This is a genomic window from Tenacibaculum sp. SSH1-16 (genome assembly GCF_040104435.1).
In the GTDB taxonomy this organism is placed as follows: Bacteria; Bacteroidota; Bacteroidia; order Flavobacteriales; family Flavobacteriaceae; genus Polaribacter; species Polaribacter mesophilus.
Window position 1 is genome coordinate 39822 of record NZ_JBECOV010000006.1, and the last position, 21758, is coordinate 61579.

Annotated in this window: 23 protein-coding genes; 22 read left to right on the plus strand and 1 reads right to left on the minus strand. The window is 31.5% G+C overall.

Annotated elements, in window-relative coordinates:
- The 22 genes from ABMY20_RS09585 (at position 1) to ABMY20_RS09690 (ending at position 20620) form a co-directional block, all read left to right on the plus strand.
- Positions 1–1299, plus strand: coding sequence for an amidohydrolase family protein (locus ABMY20_RS09585; protein ID WP_349265158.1), 1299 nt, complete (start codon positions 1–3; stop codon positions 1297–1299).
- Between the two features lie 600 nt (positions 1300–1899).
- Positions 1900–2697: an RNA methyltransferase gene (locus ABMY20_RS09590; RefSeq protein ID WP_349265159.1), complete on the plus strand. Its 798-nt coding sequence runs from the start codon at positions 1900–1902 to the stop codon at positions 2695–2697.
- Between the two features lie 245 nt (positions 2698–2942).
- Positions 2943–3938, plus strand: a complete 996-nt coding sequence (locus tag ABMY20_RS09595; RefSeq protein WP_349265160.1) for a hypothetical protein — start codon at positions 2943–2945, stop codon at positions 3936–3938.
- 85 nt (positions 3939–4023) lie between these two features.
- On the plus strand, positions 4024–4641 hold the full coding sequence (locus tag ABMY20_RS09600; protein ID WP_349265161.1) for a hypothetical protein: 618 nt from the start codon (positions 4024–4026) through the stop codon (positions 4639–4641).
- A 231-nt stretch (positions 4642–4872) separates the two neighbouring features.
- Positions 4873–5340: a hypothetical protein gene (locus tag ABMY20_RS09605; protein WP_159490970.1), complete on the plus strand. Its 468-nt coding sequence runs from the start codon at positions 4873–4875 to the stop codon at positions 5338–5340.
- Between the two features lie 167 nt (positions 5341–5507).
- Positions 5508–6203, plus strand: a complete 696-nt coding sequence (locus tag ABMY20_RS09610; RefSeq protein ID WP_159490968.1) for a hypothetical protein — start codon at positions 5508–5510, stop codon at positions 6201–6203.
- The gene (locus tag ABMY20_RS09615; RefSeq protein ID WP_159490966.1) at positions 6196–6957 is read left to right on the plus strand and encodes a hypothetical protein; all 762 of its coding nucleotides are present in this window, start codon (positions 6196–6198) and stop codon (positions 6955–6957) included. The genes ABMY20_RS09610 and ABMY20_RS09615 overlap by 8 nt, the downstream gene beginning before the upstream one ends.
- Before the next feature lie 411 nt (positions 6958–7368).
- Entirely contained in the window at positions 7369–8187 is an 819-nt protein-coding gene (locus ABMY20_RS09620) for a helix-turn-helix domain-containing protein (RefSeq protein ID WP_253680095.1), read from the plus strand.
- A gap of 75 nt (positions 8188–8262) precedes the next feature.
- Positions 8263–8742 carry a hypothetical protein gene (locus ABMY20_RS09625; RefSeq protein ID WP_253680093.1) on the plus strand — a complete coding sequence of 160 codons (480 nt, stop codon included), beginning with the start codon at positions 8263–8265 and terminating at the stop codon, positions 8740–8742.
- Positions 8739–9317 carry a phosphatase PAP2 family protein gene (locus ABMY20_RS09630; protein WP_349265162.1) on the plus strand — a complete coding sequence of 193 codons (579 nt, stop codon included), beginning with the start codon at positions 8739–8741 and terminating at the stop codon, positions 9315–9317. Before ABMY20_RS09625 ends, ABMY20_RS09630 begins: the two co-directional genes overlap by 4 nt.
- 1 nt (position 9318) lies before the next feature.
- Complete coding sequence (locus tag ABMY20_RS09635; RefSeq protein WP_167713759.1) at positions 9319–9798, plus strand: DoxX family protein; 480 nt, start codon at positions 9319–9321, stop codon at positions 9796–9798.
- On the plus strand, positions 9783–10331 hold the full coding sequence (locus ABMY20_RS09640) for a phosphatase PAP2 family protein (protein WP_159490958.1): 549 nt from the start codon (positions 9783–9785) through the stop codon (positions 10329–10331). Before ABMY20_RS09635 ends, ABMY20_RS09640 begins: the two co-directional genes overlap by 16 nt.
- Positions 10310–11425, plus strand: coding sequence for a chromate efflux transporter (gene chrA, locus ABMY20_RS09645; RefSeq protein WP_349265163.1), 1116 nt, complete (start codon positions 10310–10312; stop codon positions 11423–11425). The genes ABMY20_RS09640 and chrA overlap by 22 nt, the downstream gene beginning before the upstream one ends.
- 267 nt (positions 11426–11692) lie before the next feature.
- The gene (locus ABMY20_RS09650) at positions 11693–11875 is read left to right on the plus strand and encodes a hypothetical protein (RefSeq protein WP_159490954.1); all 183 of its coding nucleotides are present in this window, start codon (positions 11693–11695) and stop codon (positions 11873–11875) included.
- A gap of 609 nt (positions 11876–12484) precedes the next feature.
- Positions 12485–13201: a DUF4375 domain-containing protein gene (locus ABMY20_RS09655; RefSeq protein WP_349265164.1), complete on the plus strand. Its 717-nt coding sequence runs from the start codon at positions 12485–12487 to the stop codon at positions 13199–13201.
- A gap of 216 nt (positions 13202–13417) precedes the next feature.
- Positions 13418–14443 (plus strand): hypothetical protein, encoded by a 1026-nt coding sequence (locus tag ABMY20_RS09660; RefSeq protein ID WP_349265165.1) that lies wholly within the window; start codon positions 13418–13420, stop codon positions 14441–14443.
- 241 nt (positions 14444–14684) lie between these two features.
- A complete protein-coding gene (gene purB / locus ABMY20_RS09665) occupies positions 14685–16028 on the plus strand; it encodes an adenylosuccinate lyase (protein ID WP_349265166.1) in 1344 nt (447 codons plus the stop codon).
- A complete protein-coding gene (locus ABMY20_RS09670; protein WP_159494876.1) occupies positions 16028–16444 on the plus strand; it encodes a hypothetical protein in 417 nt (138 codons plus the stop codon). The genes purB and ABMY20_RS09670 overlap by 1 nt, the downstream gene beginning before the upstream one ends.
- Positions 16445–16447: 3 nt before the next feature.
- Positions 16448–17224, plus strand: a complete 777-nt coding sequence (locus tag ABMY20_RS09675) for a TerC family protein (RefSeq protein WP_047790579.1) — start codon at positions 16448–16450, stop codon at positions 17222–17224.
- A 60-nt stretch (positions 17225–17284) separates the two neighbouring features.
- Positions 17285–17593, plus strand: a complete 309-nt coding sequence (locus tag ABMY20_RS09680; protein ID WP_167713733.1) for a hypothetical protein — start codon at positions 17285–17287, stop codon at positions 17591–17593.
- Between the two features lie 44 nt (positions 17594–17637).
- Positions 17638–20040, plus strand: coding sequence for a TonB-dependent receptor (locus ABMY20_RS09685; RefSeq protein ID WP_349265167.1), 2403 nt, complete (start codon positions 17638–17640; stop codon positions 20038–20040).
- Positions 20041–20053: 13 nt separating this feature from the next.
- Complete coding sequence (locus tag ABMY20_RS09690) at positions 20054–20620, plus strand: type 1 periplasmic binding fold superfamily protein (protein ID WP_159494879.1); 567 nt, start codon at positions 20054–20056, stop codon at positions 20618–20620.
- Between the two features lie 342 nt (positions 20621–20962).
- On the opposite strand, the gene msrA is transcribed toward ABMY20_RS09690, so the two are convergent.
- Positions 20963–21619 carry a peptide-methionine (S)-S-oxide reductase MsrA gene (gene msrA / locus ABMY20_RS09695; RefSeq protein ID WP_159494880.1) on the minus strand — a complete coding sequence of 219 codons (657 nt, stop codon included), beginning with the start codon at positions 21617–21619 and terminating at the stop codon, positions 20963–20965.
- Between the last annotated feature and the right edge of the window lie 139 nt (positions 21620–21758).

Here is a 21758-nt window from a genome sequence, read left to right on the forward strand (position 1 = left end):
ATGAAAATTAAATTAATATATAGTTTATTATGTTTCTTATTCTTAGGAAATATAATAGCGCAACAAACACCAGCACCCAAGCAAAATGAAGCTTATAGTATTGAAGGTGCCACAGCACATTTAGGAAACGGAGAAGTAATTGAAAACTCCTTAATCATGTTTTCTAACGGTAAAATTAAGTTCGTAGGAAGTGCTAACATGAGAATTGCCCGTATGGGAACTGTTATTAATGCCAAAGGAAAACACGTATACCCAGGTTTTATTGCAGCAAACACCTCTTTAGGTTTAGCTGAAATTGATGCTGTACGTGCAACAAGAGACTTTGATGAGGTAGGTTCAATGCTACCACACATTCGTAGTATTATTGCCTATAATGCAGAAAGTAAAGTAGTAGAAACCATGCGTCCTAACGGAGTATTAATGGCACAAATTGCTCCACGTGGTGGTATTATTTCAGGAACCTCTTCTGTAGTACAATTAGATGCTTGGAACTGGGAAGATGCTACTATTAAAACCGATGATGGTGTTCACATGAACTGGCCTCAAGTATTTTCGAGAGGTCGTTGGTGGATGGGTGAAGATCCAGGATTAAAGCCTAACAAAAACTATCAAAAAAGCATTGATAAGCTTACAAAATTTTTCGCCAATGCAAAAAGCTACCTAGCAGGTAACAAAACACCTAAAAACTTACCTTATGAAGCTTTACAAGGCGTTTTAAACGGTACACAAAGAATGTTTGTACACGTATCAGGAGAAAAAGGAATTACTGATGCTGTAAATATTTGTAAAGAATTAGGAGTTAAAAACATCGTTATTGTTCGCGGACAAGAGGCTGAAAAAGCTGCTGACTTATTAAAAGCAAACAATATACCTGTTATTTTAGAACGTGCTCACCGTTTGCCTAATGGTGAAGATGCAGATTATGACAGACCTTTTAGAGCAGCTAAGATATTAACCGATGCTGGTATTTTAGTAGGTTTAGGTATGGAAGGAGATATGGAACGTATGAGCACACGTAACTTACCATTTTATGCAGGAACGTATGCTGCTTACGGATTAGGTAAAGAAAAAGCTTTACAATTAATTACTCAAAACAATGCTAAAATTTTAGGTGTTGACAACAATGTAGGAACCTTAGAAGTTGGTAAAGATGCTACCTTATTTATTTCTGAAGGTGATGCTTTAGATATGCGTACTAATATTTTAACAGCTGCTTTTATACAAGGAAGAAAAATCAGCCTAGAATCACATCAAACAAAATTATGGAAGCGTTATGCTAATAAATATAAAAATCAATAGAATATCTTTCTAAACTAAGAGATAGCCACGTCATTATCATTCCTCGCTATGACAACAATTTTAACGTCATTCCGAGGAGTTTGTTGAGCCTTTCGACTTCGCTCAAGATAAACTTAAGTCGAAATAATGACGAAGGAATCTCTTCGATTTAATAAACTATTAAACATCATTCCGTAAAAGAATGATGTTTTTTTATACACTGACAGTAAACTACCTCAAAGTAAGCTCACGAGGTATATATAGAAAAAAAGTTCTTGATTTTCGAAGCAAGCCTCGGGGTATTAAACCCTTTGCGGTACCAATAAGCATGCGCTACTGTATGGCACCTTCATACACCACTGTATTATAACACCATACAGTAGTGTCGGGTGACTCCATACGCTACTGTATGAAGCTTAATACAAACTAGTACACCCCATATTTTGGTTTTGTTTGAAGATTCAAACAGTAGCATCTAGTGTTAAACAACAGTGGTGTTTGGTGTTGGGCAACAGTACTGTTGTTTGCCTAACAACAGCAATAGCTAGTAATTATTCTTTTAGTAAGATGGTATTTTATTATAAAACAGAATAGTACTTTTGTATTCTGATATAATAGTAGATGAAACAGATTAGTAGTACACAAAATGCCTATATAAAAGAGCTTTTAAAGCTTCAAGAAAAATCTAGAGAACGTAAGAAGAAAGGATTGTTTTTAGTAGAAGGACAACGTGAAATTTCGTTAGTTGTTAAAGGAGATTATGAAATAGACACCCTGCTGTTTGTTGCTGATATGTTTACCGAAGAAAGTGTAAACAAAATTCTAAATAAGGCTGCTAACTGTATAGAAATAACTAAAGAGGTATACCAAAAGCTAGCCTATCGTGATACTACCGAGGGTATTATTGCTGTAGTAAAAGCTAAAAACTTCGATTTAGACGCTATTGAATTCAACACCACTACCCCACTCGTTTTGGTTATGGAAGGTATTGAAAAACCAGGAAATATTGGTGCTATGCTACGTACCGCCGATGCTGCTAAGGTGGATGCTGTTTTTATTACCAACCCTAAAACGGATTTATTCAATCCTAATATCATACGTTCTAGTGTGGGTTGTATATTTACCAATCAGATAGCTACAGGTACTTCTGAAAACATTATAGCATACTTACAAGAGCATAACATAAATATTTACAGTGCTACCCTACAAAACTCAAACGAATATCATAAAAACGACTATACTAAGGCTACTGCTTTGGTAGTGGGTACTGAAGCTACAGGATTAACGCAAGTTTGGCGAGACGAAGCTACTCAGAATATCAACATCCCAATGCAAGGGGAAATAGATTCTATGAACGTATCGGTTGCCGCAGCTATCTTAACTTTTGAAGCCAAACGACAACGTAATTTTGTACGGTAAGGTTACTTATCGATATTAAAAAAACATCTTTTTAACCGTACATTTTTGTGCGGTTTTTTATTTTGTTTTATCTTGGCTACCGCTAATAAAAAAAGAATAAAAATTGCTATAGACTTCTTTCCTAAACAAGTAAGCTTAGCAATAAATATAAAAGAACAGTAAAGTACTCTTATACTTCCCTTTTGGTTGTATAACGATGTATTTTATGCTTATATAAACAAGTTGTAGCACATTAGAAAAACTGAATGGGAATATTTAACAAAAAGAAAAAGTGGGGAAATTTTAATGGAAACATTAATATCTATGATGACCTCAAATCCTCTGATATTCCCAAATTAATTCAGGAAAAGGACATTCATTCTCTCCAATTTTTTGAATTCAAAAACCCAAATAAAAAGACTTGGGACGTATTAAATTCATTCTATAAAGAACACCCTAATACCGGACTGAGAATTGTTTGGTATGACCAAATGAATTTCGATTTCTATTCCCAACTGCCAGCATTACGAAATATTGATATTTCTTCATTTCACACTTCTGACTATACACCACTATTACAAAATAAACTCTTGACTGATTTAGGTATTGGAGAAACTAAATCCACCGCAGTTGACTTGAGTTTTATTAGTGAGTTCAAAGATTTAACAACACTTTGGATTGACGGAATGAAAAAAGGACTTGAAAATGCTTCCAAACTCGAAAAACTTGAACGTCTAACTTTCCGTGGAGTTAAAATGAATAATCTTGACTTAATCAACAATCTTGAAAATCTAAGACAATTAAGGTTGCTTTTTGGAAGCTACAAGAATTTGGATGCAATCTCGAATGTGAAAAGCATTCGAACACTTGAAATAAGCAGAACTAGACAAATCCCTAATTACGATTTTCTAAAGTCAATGGAGAATCTCAATTCATTGTACTTTGAAGGAATGTCGAAAATGGAAAAGCTACCAGACCTTTCAGGATTGAAAAATTTGAAAAGAATCCAAATAGATAACAACAGTAGATTAACAGATATAACTAACCTTAATCAACTTGAAAATTTGGAGATATTTTTGCTATTCTTTCCAGAAAACTTCAAAGCTGCATATCGGAAAGAACTGTTTAAACAGGCGATTGAATTTCTATTGAAATCACCGTCAGTTAAATTCACGAACCTTTTCTTTTGGCTAGAAGACGACATAAAAAAACAACTCGAAGAGAAAGGAATAAAAAAGTGGGATTATGGAATGGAAATTTAAAATAAAAACGTGCTACAACAACACCTATACGCAATGCCCTACGGGACACTGCGCATAGCCAAAACGTTGTAAATAATTTAAAACAATGAGTACAAGAAAGAAATTAATTATATTATTATCGTTAACTTTAACATTAACAAGTTGTTCATCTATTAAAAAGACAAGTAGTTCTACCGATAAAGAAAAAATTTCTATAATCATAGAAAAGCCAAATGAAAATTATATTTGGAGGAAAGGACTATTAACATTAAATGTTAAAATTATAAATAACAGCAATTCTAAAATTACCGTTGTTAAACCTTCTTCTGACCCTAATTTTCGACCAGGGAAATATTATGCTTCTATTGAGAATGAGTTTGAAGGAACATCTTGTATTTCAGAAGTAAGTTTTTATGATGAAGACCCACCGAAACATTATGCCTCTATTTCTGACTTTATAACCATTGAAGCAAACAGTGAAAAGTCTTTTGATTTTTCTAATGAACACTTAAATTATTGTGGTGAAAATTCTCAAAATTCAGATACTGCCTGTGTAAAAATTAAAATGTACGGAAACAAAACTAAATATGATGCGAACAGTGATTTTATATTAAATAATTATGCTGGTTATAGCATAGAAGAGAAGAACAAAATTATTGAGTTATACAACACACTACATACAGTAGATATTGAAAGTAATATTATATGTGTGAAAGTTAAGTAAAACTATTTACAACGATATATAACTGTAATTACGACGGATTCATAACTTACTTATAAGGACTAAAAAAACAAACTACTTTAAACCGTACATTTTTGTACGGTTTTTTATTTTGTTTTATCTTGGCTAACGCTTAATAAAAAGAATAAAATTGCTAATAACTTCCGTTTATCACCTGTAATACTCCGGATAAAAGTAGTTTTAGTTCTCTTATAACTAGTTACCCAACATTTGATGAGCAACCTGCTGAAAATAGAAATCATAGAAAATGACAAAGGAGGACACGAAGATTTAATCTTTGAAATTCCTGATTTAATAAGTCAACGGAAATTTGACACTTACTATTTTGCTTTAACAATTGAACCAAAAAGCGGAATAAAAGAAATTAAAAATGCTGTTGCGGAATTAATCGCTTCGTGGAATAAAAAACAGGCAGAAATGAAAAACGGACAAGTTATCTACCTACCTATTGATTTTTCAGACCAATATACTGGCTGTTTAAGAGTAGAAAAGAAAAACAACTTAAATTTGACATACGGGTTTTCAAAACGAGAAGGTTGGAATGTTAATCCAATAAATCCGACAGAATATTATGAATCAATAACTGACTTTAATACCGAAAAAGAAAAGTCATTAACTGTAAATCAACCGGAATTTGAAAAGTGTTTGACTAAATTGATTAAAAAACTAAAATTGGAATGAAAAAACGTTGGGTAACAATATATAAGCACAATTACGGTGGATCTAACTACAACTTAATCCACTCGGAATTGCAAAAGCCTGTGTAAAACAGTAATTTTAACGAAAATCAAATCTGTAACTGACAGCCATATAGAACAATTGTAGGCAGTTATGAACAACCAAACCCAATGAATGAATATTTAGTAATTACTTTAATATTTCTGGTTTATTTCTCTCCTGTTTTCTATCAATTATATCTTGCTATAAAGGAAAATAAAGGAGGAAATACAATTTCGCTAAAAAAGTTTAAAAAATTCTTGAAGTATAGTGTTATGGTTATCATTCCGGTAATAATCGGTTTTGGAATTTTAAGCCATACGAACTATCTGAATTATGAAAAACCATTGACTTTTGACAAATACGAACAGATTACCTTTGAAAATTTCAGAGGTCTTGAGTTTTTCAAAAAATCACTTTACGGCAATGAAAGGTTTGCATACGTTGTTACCTCAATAGAAAGCGAAATTGATGATAAGACTGTAACTATCCAATCAATTTTTCACCCTTCACGTTCATTTGTTTATAAGAAGAATACGAATAGTAAAGAATTGTTAACGCACGAAAAATACCATATTAAAATAACCGAACTGTTCGCAAGAAAAGCGAAAGAAAAAATATCTAAACTAAATAAGTTTAATGAAAAAAAAATCGAGGTAATAATTAGACAAGCTGAACAAGACGAAAGAAATTTCCAAAGACAATATGATTATGACACTTTTCATAGTTACGTTTTCAACGAACAAAAGAAATATGAAAAAGAAGTTGACAGTTTGTTAAATTTGCTCACTGAATATAAAGAACCCAAAATAGAATTTAATGATTAAAATTAGAATTATCCTTTTTGCTATAATCAGCATAACACTTACTAATTGCAATACTGAAAAACACAAATTTCCACTTGACAAACGCTATTGGGACCTAAATGACTACGATGATGCAGTTTTAGAACTTAATTATGGATATGAAGCAGATGAAAAACTACCAACTTTTGACGACCCACAAACAAGAATAATCGTAGAAAAACTAACTGACCAACAGAATTTCAATATTGTACTTGATGACAATGAATTAGGATTAAAACATAGAAACAACGTTGCAGAAAAGTTCTTCAATGAATGGAAAAATATGAATAACATCTACGATGCACTTGACAGAAAAGACCAGTATCTATATGACAAAGAAATGCTTGCTGTTTGGCACTTTGGTTTAGAACTTCAACTAAAATATTTCAAATTAGGAAATGACCAAATTAAGGAAAATGCAGACGACCCAAATTCATCAAGAGTAAAGAACAATATTAACTCAAACATTAAAACACTAATAAACAACTATCTAATTTATTTAGACGAGATAAATAACGAAAAGGCATTTACAGAAAGTGGAAAAGATAAACTTGCTGATGGAATTGACAAATACTTTCCAGCCTTGATTGAACTTTATCCAAATGCAAATTACAACGGAATGAAAAACAAAACGGAATTGATGTTAAAAAAAGCTGAATCGGACAAAATTAAAGCGTCGTTAAATAATTTAATTAAATTGATTGACTCGAAAAGCAAAAAAGAATCTCAATTCTAATAAAGTTTAAAACTGTACTAAACTATATATAATTACAATTACGGTATACTCATAACTTACCTATAAGGGATAAAAAACAAGCTACTTTAAACCGTACATTTTTGTGCAGTTTTTTATTTTGTTTTATCTTGGTTACATTAATAAAAAAAGAATAAAAATTGCTAAAAACTTCCTTTTTTTATTTACTAAACAAGAAAGCTTAGCAACAAAAATAAAGAATAGTAAAAGTAGTATTCTTACACCTCCTTTTAAGTTGTATAACGATGTATTTTACATCTATATAAACAAGTTGTAGGTAATGTAAAAAATCAGCCGCACATTAGGCACATTTAGTTTTTGCCAACACAAAGCCAACGCTGAAAAAACCAAAAGAGCCTAATTTTTGCCACCGAACGGACAGCAATACAATAAATGAAAGCAGAACTCGAAATAAAAGACAAAACCAGACAAACCGAAGGATTAAAAATTGCTCCGTTCAGACGGCACATTAGAAAAACATCTCCACACAAACACAACAGTTATTTTGAAATTATCTATCTGACTAAAGGAAAAGGTTCCCACACTATTGACACCAAAGAATATGAAATAAAACCACCTGTTATTTTCACAATCCGTAAAGAGCAGGTACATTTTTGGGACATCAAAACAGAACCCAAAGGCTTTGTACTCATCATCAAAAAATCCTTTATCGACAACTGTTTGGACAAAGATATCAAACGCCTGATTTCAGAATTGAGTGCACAAACTTGTCTTTTTCCCAAAGACAATATTGCAATTGACATTTTCAACATTTTACTAAACGAACATCAAGAGAATAAAAAGCTAAATCAACCAATAATAGACGGACTGTTAAAAGCACTTTTGGCAAAATTTCTTGAATCGGCAACACCAAAAACTTTTAAAAACGGTAACAGTACAATCTTTCAAAAATTCACTGCCCTTTTGAGCAAAGAAGATGGACTCAAAAATAAGGTAAACCATTATGCCAAATTGTTAAACACCACTGCGCAAAACCTAAATGCAACTTGCAGAAAAGAAACAGGACAATCTTCTGCTGAGATACTTTCAGAACACATTATCAATGAAGCAAAAAGGCTTTTGCTTTACACAGACATTACCGTAAGCGAGATTGCCCACAGACTTGATTTCAAGGACAATTCCCATTTTTCAAAATACTTCAAACGACACGTTGACCAAACTCCAGTGGGCTTTAGAAACAACAACAGATAAATACCATTCTTTTTTCAAATAGACCACATTATTGGTTATGTGTTGTATAATTTTACAGCATTAAAATCACGAAATATGAAATGGTCAATATCAATTATCGCTTTGCTTTTGCTTAGTTCTTGTGGAAACAATCAAGAGCAAAATGCCCAAGGCAAATGGATAAAAGGAACGGGACAGAAAAAATTAGAAACCATTGAAAACCAATTCAGGGGTTTTGATATGGCAATGGTGGAAACAGGCTACCGCTATCAGGAACTCTATTGGGCAGGACAAGATGAGAATTGGGAATATGCCAACTATCAAATAGAAAAAATCCGTAAAGCGATTGAGCGTGGTTTGGAAAGAAGACCCAAACGTGTAAAATCCGCAGAGCATTTCTTAACCGTAACACTTACAGAAATGCAAAAAGCACTTGAAAAAAGAGATACGGTGGTATTCAACAATAACTTCCAAATGCTGACTAACAGTTGTATCAGTTGCCACGCAATGGAAAAAGCACCTCATTTTACAGTAAAGAAACCTCTTTACAGACAATCACCTATTAGGAAGCAATGATAGAACTTATCAAACAGTTCGATATTGATATTCTGTTATGGTTAAATGGTAATCACAATAAATTTTGGGATGATATAATGTGGTTTGCTACCAGTAAATTTACTTGGTTACCGTTTTATTTTCTACTGATATTACTGCTTATATGGAAGTATAAAAAGAACTCTACCCTAATGATTTTGTTAATTGTCTTGCTCATAACTATTAGCGACCAGTTAGCTTCAGGACTTTTTAAACCACTTTTCGAAAGATTGAGACCAAGTCATAATCCTTATTTAGCAGGACAACTTCATTTTGTAAATGACTATAAAGGAGGAAAGTTTGGCTTTATTTCATCTCACGCAGCTAATGTATTTTCATTAGCGTTCTACTTGACTTTAGTAGCCCAGAACAAGCTAAAATGGTTACCATTTATACTTATTCCTTGGGCTATTTTTGTAAGTGTCAGTAGAGTTTACCTTGGTGTTCATTATCCAATGGATATAATAGTACCAGCTATTTTAAGCCTACCTATCGCTTGGACAGTAGCTCGAATTTACAAAGCATATAATCCTATTTTGATTGAAAAAATAACTTGAAATGTTTCAAAAAATAATTAGTTCAGACCATTCTAAAACCACCATCATCATACGCTTAATGGTCGGTGCAGTTTTCCTTTCAGAAGGCATTCAAAAATTTATGTATCCCGCTACTCGTGGTGCAGGAAGGTTTGTTAAAATGGGTTTTCCAAACCCGGAGTTTTTCGGAAATTTTGTTGGTGTATTTGAAATAGCTTGTGGCATTCTTTTACTGATGGGGCTATTGACACGGGGAGCTTCTTTAGCAATGCTTATCAATATGACGGTTGCCATTGTCGTAACTAAAATTCCCATTGCCTTTGGAGAGAGTTTTGGGCCATTCAACCTTCGGGAACTAAACAGTTATGGATTTTGGAGTATGACTCACGAAATGCGTACCGATTTTGCTATGTGGTTTGGAAGTTTGTTTTTGCTTATCAAAGGGGCAGGAAAATGGTCGTTTGATAATTATTTTCAAAGTAAGAAATGGGCAAACAGATAGAAGCGGATATTTTTTTACTGCGCTTGATTCATAATAATCGAATTGAACTATTCGACTCAACGTTACTTTGGATTTCAAAAACGGCCTATCTCATAGCAATCGGTATTATTTTTTGTTTAGGATGGTTTGTCTTTTTCAAGAAATCGGAAAATGCAAAAGACATTTTTTTGAAATTACTCCTTATGCTTTCAACTGCAACGCTAATTGTTATTTCATTAAAATATGCTATACACAGAACAAGACCTTTTGATTTGTATGGTGACATAGTAAATTTATCAATAGCAAATAGTCCATCTTTCCCCTCAGGACATACTGTTATAGCATTTATATTATCTTTCGTCTTGCTATTTTCAAACCTAAAAAGACTTTACTATTTACCTGTTTTAGTTTGGGCGTTATTAGTAGCTTATTCCAGATTGGCTTTAGGAGTTCATTTCCCAACAGATGTTATAATATCAATAATTATAGCATTTGTTGTTACTATAATATTTAAAAATTTTACTATAACAAAATGGAAACAAAAGGTACTTTAATAGAAGTCGCAAAACTCTTTTTCAAATTAGGTAGCATTGCTTTTGGCGGTCCTGCGGCTCATATCGCAATGATGGAAGATGAAGTCGTGAAAAAAAGAAAATGGATGAGCCAACAGCATTTTCTTGATTTGGTGGGTGCGACCAATATTATTCCCGGCCCCAACTCAACCGAAATGACAATGCACTGCGGACACGAAAGAGCAGGTTGGAAAGGATTGATAGTTGCAGGTGTTTGTTTTGTTTTTCCTGCGGTTGTCATCACAATGTTTTTTGCTTGGCTTTATCAACAATACGGACAATTCCCAAAAGTTGAACCTTTCATTTATGGAATAAAGCCAGCAGTAATTGCCATTATTCTCGGGGCAGTTTACCGCCTTGGAAAAAAAGCACTCAAAAATGTGGAACTCGGAATTTTAGGAACATTAACGTTGATTGCCTGTTTGCTTGGAGTACACGAAATTTTGGCGTTGTTTGCTTGCGGATTTCTCGGTTTAGTTTGGCATTTCATCTGCAACTCTAAAAACAATCTGAACAGTTTCACTCCACTTGTTTTATTACAGGTAACAGCATCAACGAGTACCTTAAAAATTCTTTGGACTTTTTTTAAAGTCGGTGCACTACTCTATGGAAGCGGATATGTTCTATTTGCTTATTTAGATGCAGAATTGGTCAGTACAGGATTGCTGACACGACAAAAATTAATTGATGCCGTTGCAGTTGGACAATTTACGCCAGGACCTGTTTTATCAACGGCAACATTTATCGGTTGGCAATTAGGTGGATTTTGGGGAGCAATAGCAGCGACTGTTGGGATTTTCCTTCCTTCTTTCATTTTTGTTGCTATTCTGAATCCACTCATTCCAAAAATGCGGAAATCGAAAATTATTGCAGCATTTTTAGACGCTGTTAACATTGCGGCAGTTGCCGTAATTGTAGCCGTTTGTGTAGAAATGGGAAAAGACACTTTGACCGATTGGCGAACAATTTTAATTGCAGTATTGAGCATAATTACTGTTTTTGTCTTTAAGAAAATGAACAGTGCATTTATTGTTATTGGTGGAGCATTGGTAGGTTACCTATTGACATTGATATAGAAAAGCCAACTCTAGACAGCCACACACATTGCCAAGCCTCTCATTATCAATCACACAATCCCAAGCTTGTCAATAAGTGTGTCTGCCCCCAAAACACGGACGAAAAAGAAAGCACTACCTACAACATTGTATAAGCGTAATGCGGGCTGAATGGCTAAAATTGAGTATTTTGGCACCTATCAAAGCCTGGTGCATGCGGACAATAAATCGCTCCAAAGTCCCGCACTATGCTTATACGAAACCGTTTTGCACAATTAAAACCAAATTATGGCAATCACTGACAAATTTAATAACTATGCAATTGCCGAAGTAATAAAAGCTTACTTAATAGATGGACAAAGCCATAGAAATATCCAAAGAGAGATTCTAAATTTACCTGCACCAGCCAGAGGTGGTGGATTTGTAATTATGGAATTATTACATCGTTATAATATTCGTGAAGATAAGTAAGATCTTTTGACTAAAAAATCGATTTCCGAATTAAATACAACTAACGGATTTAGAGTTTAAAAAAGCATTACAAATAATTGAGGAACTGAATCTTGTAGAGGATAGAGGAATATTTTATAAAAAACCAGGAAATAAATAAGAAAAATAATCCGACTGAAACGAAGAATAAAGTAAAAGTCAGATTTTATCAAAATAAACTAAGGGAAATTGTTTTGGACAATTACAATTCAACTTGTGCTGTTTGCTAAATAAATACGATTTTCTTTTGTGTTTTGCAAGATAAGATGTTTGACAAAGGTTATTTCTCTTTAGACTCTGAATATAGAATAATATTTGGGCCAAAATCCGACAAACAAATAAAGAAATTTTTGACTGATTTAGAATTTAAAAAACCGAAAATTAATGAACCTGATATATCATTTTTAGAATATCACTATAATGAAATATGTAAATAACTGTGCACAATAATATATAACCACAATTACGGCGAATTCGACTACATCCGAATCCTCTCGCTATTACGAGCGTCAGCTCTAAACCAAAATTTAACGCATATTAACCCGTAACTGACTGTTATACGAAACCGTTGTAACACATTTAACCAAACTAATGAAAATAGGAATTTTAATAATAATTATAATCTTAATTTTGGTTATTGGATTTTTAATTTTGAGAAATAAAACAAATAATTCTGAAAATACTATGACTGAATTTGTTCGACTTGATTCTGAATCTGAATCTACTCAACATCTTCCTTTATTGCCTGAAAATTGGATTTCTGAAATTGAGCAAAAATGGAATGATAAAAAATGGGGAGTTTATGACAATGAACATTATGACATTTGTGAGAAAATTTGCAATGACATTTACGCAACAAATAAATATTGGGAAAAGAATCAAACTCACGCTAATTTTCTAAAAGAGCTGACTAAAGAACAGAGAATTTATTTCACTCTAATAAACTTTGAATCTCAAGTCAACAACGGAGGAGTTTACCAATTTCTGTTTAATTACCCAGAATTGTCAATACTCGCATTAGAAGGAATGCAAGCAACTGGAATGGAAAAATTGTCTACGGATTATGAAATAGTTTTGAATGAATACTTTGGCAAGTTCGATACAATCCAAGATTTATATTCAAAGTTTCAGAATAATAAAAGTGATTGGAATAAACGATTTACAGCATTCGAAAAAGGATACAAAGAACTTCCTTCTGCCGAAAAAATTGAAGATTATTTTTACGAGGAAAGTTTTATCAAAACATATCAGCAAGACTTGACGAAATACGTAAAAGCGAATAGAAATAAATTTTATAGAGCAAAATAAAAAAACGTATTACAACAATGACTATAAATGATTACTTTTTCTCCCTATTTCTGAAAATCCATGTGGATTTTTAGTTTTATGCGTACTTACAAATTTATCACTATATAAAACTATTAACTATGATAAAAACCTTTATTACTAACTAAAAACATGATTAATTCAAAAGATAACATTTACATTATTAGTTATAAGTATTTCAAAATTAAAAACAAGCTAATGAATATATACTTTCGCCTTACTTTTTTGACATGTTTAATAGTAAATTTAAGTTCATGTGGACATGAGAAAATAGAGGATGATAAATACCCTAACCTTCCTTATTTTCCAAAAACTAATGATACTAAAATTAAATTTCAAAAAATAAATTTTAATCCTACCGGCTTTTATAGACTTGATGACACTTATTTTAAAATAGCTAATAGTGAAAGTTATCCAAAAGACCTTCATATCTTCTATTATAAAAAGGATTTAATAACTAAAACAGATTCTATTTTGTTAAAAGAAGGTTTTAATTTTATTGATGAAAGTGGTTTCTTATATAATTCTGTTTACGAAACAAACATTGATAAATATGATATAAATCATGAAGTTACTAAAATTAATATTAAGACTGGAGAAAGAAAAAAAATTGAGTATCATAAATACAACTACGGTAAAGAATATCAAAATATATTTGATTTAAACAAGGAATATGAAAAACAACTTACACACCTTCCAGATAGTTTAATAAAGCATGTAAGATTTAATAGAATAGACTCTGTAGAAAGTGAAATTAGAAAAAAGTTTAAAACCAATATTATAAAAGGTTTGCAAAAAACAACAAAGATAGGCTTAAACTCAAGAGATAATTCTTATTTGTTACAATATAAAAACAAAGAAGTTATCGTTAAGGAGGTTCCTTATATGAATAATGATACTAAAGATGATGAGGGACTTATCGGTTTATTAGAAAGTTATACTCAATACAATAACTTAAAACCTATTATACTAGAAAAAACAACAGACTTAAATATTTTTGACCATGCGGTTAGAGGTAATCATTTAGGAGGTGGTAAATTCAACTTTTCTCTTTATCAAAGTGGTATTCAATATTATGAACTTAACTTTAAAAATGAAAAAGCATTATTTAAACTACAAACTAAATATTTACCCAACCATAATCTTTTACAAACCTTTTTAATGCCAGATAAAAAAACTATTATACTCTATTCTTATACCGAACAGTTTAAACTTTCATTATAACAATTATGATATTTTAAACTTGAAATACACGCTTATTATTAATACTTATATATTTGTAGCATAGATAGCTAGTATTCATAACGTAAATAATTAATACAACGGTAAGCTCCTTTAACAACTCAGTATACTCTTTATTTATAAATAAAACTGCTTTCTTATGTCTACTAAAATTCCTTTAATTAAACTCTAAAAAAAAGGGAAGTATTTTCTATTTTTGTGCCTTTCAACACAACAACAAAACATGAACTTAACAGAATTAAACGCCATCTCTCCTATTGATGGTAGATACCGTAACAAAGTAGCAAGCTTAGCGAACTATTTTTCAGAAGAAGCTTTAATAAAATATCGTGTAAAAGTAGAAATTGAATATTTCATTGCTTTATGTGAAATTCCATTACCTCAGTTAGCCGATTTCAATAAAGAGTTATACGCTGATTTACGTAAAATTTATGAAGATTTTTCTGCAGAAGATGCGATAAAAATCAAAGAAATTGAAAGCGTTACCAATCACGATGTAAAAGCTGTTGAGTACTTTATTAAGGAAAAGTTTGACGCCTTAAACTTACAGAAATATAAAGAGTTTATCCACTTCGGATTAACGTCTCAAGATATTAACAATACCGCTATTCCTTTATCTATTAAAGATGCAATGGATGAAGTATACTATCCAACTTTAGATACCTTAGTTTGCAAATTAGCTGATTTATCAGAAGAATGGGAAAACGTACCAATGTTAGCAAGAACTCACGGGCAACCAGCCTCTCCTACTCGTTTAGGAAAAGAGTTTTTTGTATTTGTAGAGCGTATTAACAATCAAGTTATTCACATACAACACACACCACATGCTGCAAAGTTTGGTGGAGCTACAGGTAATTACAATGCACACAAAGTAGCGTATCCAAATATTGACTGGAAAAACTTCGGAACTCATTTCGTAGAAGAAGTGTTAGGTTTACACCACTCCTTCCCTACTACGCAAATTGAGCACTACGATCATATGGCTGCTTTATACGACGGATTAAAGCGCGTAAATACGATTTTGATTGATTTAGATCGCGATGTTTGGACGTATGTTTCTAACGACTACTTCAAACAAAAAATTAAAAAAGGTGAAGTAGGTTCATCTGCAATGCCACATAAAGTAAATCCGATTGATTTTGAAAACTCTGAAGGAAACTTAGGGATTGCTAATGCTATTTTTGAGCATTTATCTGCTAAGTTACCTGTTTCAAGATTACAACGTGATTTAACTGACAGTACGGTATTACGTAACGTTGGAGTTCCTTTTGGGCATACGTTAATCGGTTTTGCTTCTACGTTAAAAGGATTGAACAAGTTATTATTAAACGAGGCTAAGTTTGCAGAAGATTTAGAAAATAACTGGGCAGTAGTTGCTGAGGCTATTCAAACTATTTTACGTCGTGAAGCCTATCCTAATCCATACGAAGCTTTAAAAGGATTAACTCGTACGAACGAAAAAATAAACAAAGATTCTATCGCTAACTTCATTGATATTTTAGAGGTTTCTGATGCGATTAAGAATGAATTAAAACAAATTACACCATCTAATTACACAGGTATATAATGAGATATTTACTTACTTTTTTAGTTTTAGTCTTAGCTATTTCGTGTACTCCAGACAAAAAAGGAGATCCAACACGTTTTGTTCATGGAACCTTTGAAATTCCTGCTGGTGACAATTATGGAAAAACAACTATTGTAAGAAAAGATAGTTTGCAAATTGAAGAGTACACCAAAAAAGTAAGTATTTCTACAGATAGTTTGGTTACCGAAAAGGAGATAAAACACATAGATACACTCTACATCAAATGGAAAAATAATTTTGCATACACTTTGCGAATGAAAAATCCTAAAACTGATTTAGATAAAGATCCTATATTTGTTCAAATAACTAAAGTAACCGATAGCTCTTATAATTTTACAGCTCGTATTGGCTACTCTAACTTTAAACAAAAAGGAACTGTATATAAAGTGCAATAAACTATGGAAATTTTCTTACAAGCAGATACTTGGATAGCTTTACTAACTCTTACTTTTTTAGAAGTAGTACTAGGGATTGATAACATTATATTTATCTCTATCGCCTCCAACAAACTCCCTGAAAATCAACAAAAAAAAGCTGCTAGAATAGGCCTCCTTTTAGCGATGATTTTTAGAATTCTTCTTTTATTAGGAGTTTCTTATTTAATAAGCATGAAAGACCCTATTTGGAATATTGACTTATCTTGGTTAAAGGTAGGTGTTACAGGGCAAAGTTTAATTTTATTTGCAGGAGGTGTATTTCTCTTATACAAAAGTACTAGCGAAATTCACCATAAAGTGGAAGGAAAAGGAGATGAAGATGCTACAAACACCTCTAAAAAGAAGAAAACATTACTAAATGTTATTACTCAAATAGTACTAATTGATATTGTTTTTTCTTTTGACTCAGTTTTAACTGCTGTGGGTATGACCAACGGTATTCAAGGAGCGCTAATAATTATGATTATTGCCGTAATTGTCTCAATATTAATCATGCTAATATTCGCTACTCCTATAAGTAATTTTGTAAACAAGCACCCTACTATTCAAATGCTAGCCTTGTCTTTTTTAATTTTAATTGGGTTTATGTTAATCACTGAAGGAGCACACTTATCTAACATGATTGTTTTTGGGCAATCTGTAGGTGCAATTCCAAAAGGATATTTATATTTTGCAATAACATTTTCTTTATTAGTTGAAATGCTTAATATGAAAATGCGAGGTAACTCAAAAAAATAAAAAAAAGTTAAAAACCCTGTTTGTACAAAAACAAACAGGGTTTTTTATACATTTGCACTAATGTTAACATTTAAAAAACATATAGTTTCCCTAAGTATAATTGTATTACTTATACCTTCAGTTATACAATTAGTTCATGCTTTTGAAAAACACGAACATACTATATGTATATCTAAAAATGATAAACATTTTCATAAAGGAGAAATAGATTGTTCTACTCTTCATTATCAGTTTCAAGTATTTTCTGAAGAAATACTTCCTATTTTTGATGTAATTCCTAGAACTTTTTTTAAGTTAACATCTTTTCTAGGTGAAATTACATCTTCTTTCTATATTATAAAAAAACTCTCTAGAGCACCTCCTTTTTAAGTTTTATAAAAATTAAAACTTAAATAATAATATAAAATCTTTACATGAAATCAAATTGTATCATTTTGATGCTTATGCTTGTATTTTTTTCAACAGCATATGGTCAAAAATGTGAATATACATTTTCTGGTTTAGTTGAAGACTTTCACGATAAATCTCCTATTGTAGGAGCTACGGTATACATTAAAAATCAAAATAAATATGCTGTTACTAATATTGAAGGAAAGTTTACAATTAAAAATGTATGTTCTGGTAAAATTATAGTTGAAGTATCACATGTAGCTTGTGAGTCACAAACTATTGAACGTAACATTTCTAAAAACACTTATTTAGTTATTGATTTAGAACATCATGAAGAAGAACTAAATGAAGTAAATATAAAAGGTGTTACGGGCTTAAAAACTAAAACAGCACAAGAAACAGTGTTAAAATCTAATGTTTTAGAAAAAAATAGTGACGCTACTTTAGGAGATGCCCTTAAAAATATTTCTGGTGTCTCATCTATTAATACAGGGAATAGCATAGTTAAACCTGTAATTAATGGATTACATGGTAGTAGAGTTTTGGTGTCTTTTAACGATGTTAGATTACAAGATCAAGAATGGGGTGTAGAGCATGCTCCGAATATTGATATTAATGCTGCTAACTCAATTTCTGTAATTAAAGGAGCAAATGCTTTACAATACGGAGGTGACGCTATTGGTGGTGTAGTTATACTTAATCCAAAAAATAATATTCTTAAAGACACTTTATTTGGAAAAACAATTGTATCACAACAAACCAATGGTCGTTTGTTTTCGGTAGCAACCAATGTAAATAAAAACTACGAAACGGGTTGGTATGTAAACGGACAAGCATCATATAAAAGATCGGGTGATTTTGATGCTGCAAACTATAAACTTACTAATACAGGTATTAACTCAAAAGCATTAACTGTTAATACTGGTTTTCATAAATTTGAAAAAGGTTTTAATTTATTTTATAGTTACTTAGATAATCAAGTTGGTATCTTAAGTGCTTCTCATTTTGGTAATATTACCGATTTAGTAAATGCAATAAACAGTAGACAACCACTTATTATTGATGATTTTAGCTATACTATTAATAATCCAAGACAAGAAGTAACTCATCAAATTTTTAAAACTAAATTTTATAAACGTTTTAAAGCTTTTGGTAAGCTATCGTTGCAATATGATTATCAAGTGAATCATAGATTAGAATTTGATAAACGAATTGGTGATAGAAAAAACTTACAAGCAGTAGACTTAAAACTTAAAACTCATAGTTTTAAATCTGATTTGTATTTAGATTCAAATACAGACCAAATTTATAAATTTGGTATAAGTGGTTTGTATCAATCAAATTTTTCAGATCCAATAACTAAAGTTAGACGATTAATACCCGATTATGATAAATATGCTTTTGGAGCCTATGTTATTTCTAATTTAACGTTTGACAAACTGTATATAACAACAGGTGTTAGATATGATTTTAACCATATTGATGCTAAAAAATTCTATCAAAAATCTAGGTGGGATAATTTAAATTATCAAAATGATTTTGGTAATATAGTAATCAACCCAAATGTATCTGGTTCTCAACTACTAACAAATCCAACATTTACTTATCATAATATATCAGCTTCTGCAGGTATTACCTATAATGCAAATGATCATAATTCTTTTATATTTAACTATGGTTTAGCAAACAGAGCTCCAAATCCATCAGAACTATTTAGCGATGGATTACACCACTCTGCTGCTAGAATAGAATTAGGAGATTTACGCATTAAAACAGAAACTTCTAATAGGTTATCTGCCTCTTACAAGTACACTAATAAAAAGGTTAACCTGAATTTAGAAGCTTTTTACAATCATATTAAAGATTTTATCTACATAGAACCAAGTGGGCAAGAAACTACTAATAGAGGTACTTTTCCTGTTTGGTCTTATAAACAAGTTAACGCACAGTTATTTGGTATTGATGCCAGCACTCAATACAACATTAATAATAATTTTGTGTTAACAAACAAAAGTTCATTTTTAAGAGGTACTGATGTATCTAACGACAGACCGTTAATAGACATTCCTCCTTTTAAAACAGTAACTTCGCTAGCTTTTAAAAAAGAAAACTGGCAAAATTTTTATGCTTCTATCGAAAGCGAATACAACGCAAAACAAAATAAGTATCCTAATAATAACTTTAATGCCTTTATTCCTACATTAAATCAAAATGTACTTGTTGATATTAGCACACCTCCAGCAGCATATCATTTATTAAACTTTTCTTCAGGGTTTGATTTTAAATTAAATAAAACAAAAGTTAACATTAATTTATATGTAGACAATATTTTAAACAAATCTTATCGAAATTATTTAAATAGATTACGATATTTTGCTGACGACTTAGGAAGAAATTTTAAAGTTCAACTAAAAATTAATTATTAAAAAACATTTAAAAATGAAAAATATTAAATTATTAGCCATATTATTTATTTCTGCATTAGCAATTACTTCTTGTTCTAGTGATGATGATCCAGTACCAGTTAACGAAGAAGAAGTTATTACTACAGTAACTGTTAAATTAACTCCACAAGGAGGTGGTGAGACCGTTACATTGCAAAGTAGAGATTTAGATGGTGATGGTCCTAACGATCCAGTAGTTACAGAAGGTACTTTAGCTGCTAACACAACATATAATGGAGAAATTACCTTATTAAATGAATTAGAAGACCCAGCTGAAAATATTACTGAAGAAGTTGCTGAAGAAGCAGATGAACACCAGTTCTTTTATAATGTAACAGGTGGTATTGCTAGTACTTTCTCTTATGCTGGTGATAATGATGCCAATGGAAATCCTGTAGGTATTAATTTTACGGTTGCAACTGGTGCAGCTGGAAGTGGAAATTATTTTTTTATCTTAAGACACGAGCCAAATAAAGGAGCTTCTGGAGTAAAAGAAGGAGATATTACCAACGCTGGTGGAGAAACAGATGTACAAGTTTCTTTTAAAGTAGAAATACAATAATTATAACAATCCATATTATAAAAGCCTCTTAGTAACTATGCTGCTAAGAGGCTTTATATTTAAACCAACTTTTACTTGATAAAGTTTTTAATACTTTTCTTTTTTAGCAAACTTGGATATTTGCGTTTGAACCAGTTTAGTTGAGAAATTGAAAACTACTTTTTCCGTATTGGAATACACTACTACCTATTCTATATGTTCTACACAACCAGTTACATTTACCAGAAAATTTACTCCTAAAAATATTTTTATAGAAATAAACAAACTTTACTTTATAAAAAAATAACTCCCCAGCATTACTAGGGAGTCTTTATATAAACAAACTTTAACTTAATAAAGTTTTTAATGCTTTTCTTTTTTAAGCAATTCCGGAAACTTACGTTTAAATCGGTTTAGTCGAGGAATTGAAACTTTTTGCACATACGGATTCTCTGGGTGCAAACGCTCATAGTTTTGATGGTACTCTTCCGCAGGATAAAACTTCTCCATCTTTTTAACCTCCGTAACTATTTTCCCATGATACACATTTTCATTTAACTTTTTAATAGTATTTTCTATGAGCTGTCTCTCTTCTTGTGTTTTATAAAACGCTATTGAACGATACTGTGAACCGTAATCAGGATGTTGCCCGTTTTTAGTGGTTGGATCGTGTGAACCAAAAAACACCGTTACTAATGTTTGAAAACTAACTTTTTTCGGATTATAATATACAGCTACAGATTCAGCATGTCCTGTTCTACCTGTTCCTATTGTTTTATAGGTTGGATTTTTAGTATGTCCTCCTGCATATCCTGATACAGCTTCCTCTACTCCATTTACACTTTCAAAAATTGCTTCTACACACCAAAAACAACCACTTGCAAAGTAAGCTACTTGTGTTTCTGAGCTTGTTTCTACTGACACCTCTTTTAGTTTTTCTTCTTTTTTTTGTGAGAAACTTAATAACGTTACCGCTAAAACAACAACAGTAAATACTGTTACTCCTTTGAATATCTTCATATAATTCTTATTATTTATATGTTAGTTGGTCGTACAAAGAATACAGTTTTTACAATTGTTTACAACTTTAATATTTCCTTAAGAATTTTGTTTGCGTGTTGCCACTGTGTTTTCTATTTTTGTTCAAGTAAACAGTATA

Coding starts and splice junctions, on each gene's coding strand:
- ABMY20_RS09625 (WP_253680093.1), top strand. CDS start 8,263: ATGAAATGGTCAATATCAATTATCGCTTTGCTTTTGCTTAGTTCTTGT.
- ABMY20_RS09585 (WP_349265158.1), top strand. CDS start 1: ATGAAAATTAAATTAATATATAGTTTATTATGTTTCTTATTCTTAGGA.
- ABMY20_RS09590 (WP_349265159.1), top strand. CDS start 1,900: ATGAAACAGATTAGTAGTACACAAAATGCCTATATAAAAGAGCTTTTA.
- ABMY20_RS09675 (WP_047790579.1), top strand. CDS start 16,448: ATGGAAATTTTCTTACAAGCAGATACTTGGATAGCTTTACTAACTCTT.
- msrA (WP_159494880.1), bottom strand. CDS start 21,619: ATGAAGATATTCAAAGGAGTAACAGTATTTACTGTTGTTGTTTTAGCG.
- ABMY20_RS09690 (WP_159494879.1), top strand. CDS start 20,054: ATGAAAAATATTAAATTATTAGCCATATTATTTATTTCTGCATTAGCA.
- ABMY20_RS09680 (WP_167713733.1), top strand. CDS start 17,285: ATGTTAACATTTAAAAAACATATAGTTTCCCTAAGTATAATTGTATTA.
- ABMY20_RS09685 (WP_349265167.1), top strand. CDS start 17,638: ATGAAATCAAATTGTATCATTTTGATGCTTATGCTTGTATTTTTTTCA.
- ABMY20_RS09660 (WP_349265165.1), top strand. CDS start 13,418: ATGAATATATACTTTCGCCTTACTTTTTTGACATGTTTAATAGTAAAT.
- ABMY20_RS09600 (WP_349265161.1), top strand. CDS start 4,024: ATGAGTACAAGAAAGAAATTAATTATATTATTATCGTTAACTTTAACA.
- ABMY20_RS09650 (WP_159490954.1), top strand. CDS start 11,693: ATGGCAATCACTGACAAATTTAATAACTATGCAATTGCCGAAGTAATA.
- ABMY20_RS09605 (WP_159490970.1), top strand. CDS start 4,873: ATGAGCAACCTGCTGAAAATAGAAATCATAGAAAATGACAAAGGAGGA.
- ABMY20_RS09615 (WP_159490966.1), top strand. CDS start 6,196: ATGATTAAAATTAGAATTATCCTTTTTGCTATAATCAGCATAACACTT.
- ABMY20_RS09610 (WP_159490968.1), top strand. CDS start 5,508: ATGAATGAATATTTAGTAATTACTTTAATATTTCTGGTTTATTTCTCT.
- ABMY20_RS09655 (WP_349265164.1), top strand. CDS start 12,485: ATGAAAATAGGAATTTTAATAATAATTATAATCTTAATTTTGGTTATT.
- ABMY20_RS09620 (WP_253680095.1), top strand. CDS start 7,369: ATGAAAGCAGAACTCGAAATAAAAGACAAAACCAGACAAACCGAAGGA.
- ABMY20_RS09670 (WP_159494876.1), top strand. CDS start 16,028: ATGAGATATTTACTTACTTTTTTAGTTTTAGTCTTAGCTATTTCGTGT.
- ABMY20_RS09595 (WP_349265160.1), top strand. CDS start 2,943: ATGGGAATATTTAACAAAAAGAAAAAGTGGGGAAATTTTAATGGAAAC.
- ABMY20_RS09630 (WP_349265162.1), top strand. CDS start 8,739: ATGATAGAACTTATCAAACAGTTCGATATTGATATTCTGTTATGGTTA.
- ABMY20_RS09635 (WP_167713759.1), top strand. CDS start 9,319: ATGTTTCAAAAAATAATTAGTTCAGACCATTCTAAAACCACCATCATC.
- purB (WP_349265166.1), top strand. CDS start 14,685: ATGAACTTAACAGAATTAAACGCCATCTCTCCTATTGATGGTAGATAC.
- ABMY20_RS09640 (WP_159490958.1), top strand. CDS start 9,783: ATGGGCAAACAGATAGAAGCGGATATTTTTTTACTGCGCTTGATTCAT.
- chrA (WP_349265163.1), top strand. CDS start 10,310: ATGGAAACAAAAGGTACTTTAATAGAAGTCGCAAAACTCTTTTTCAAA.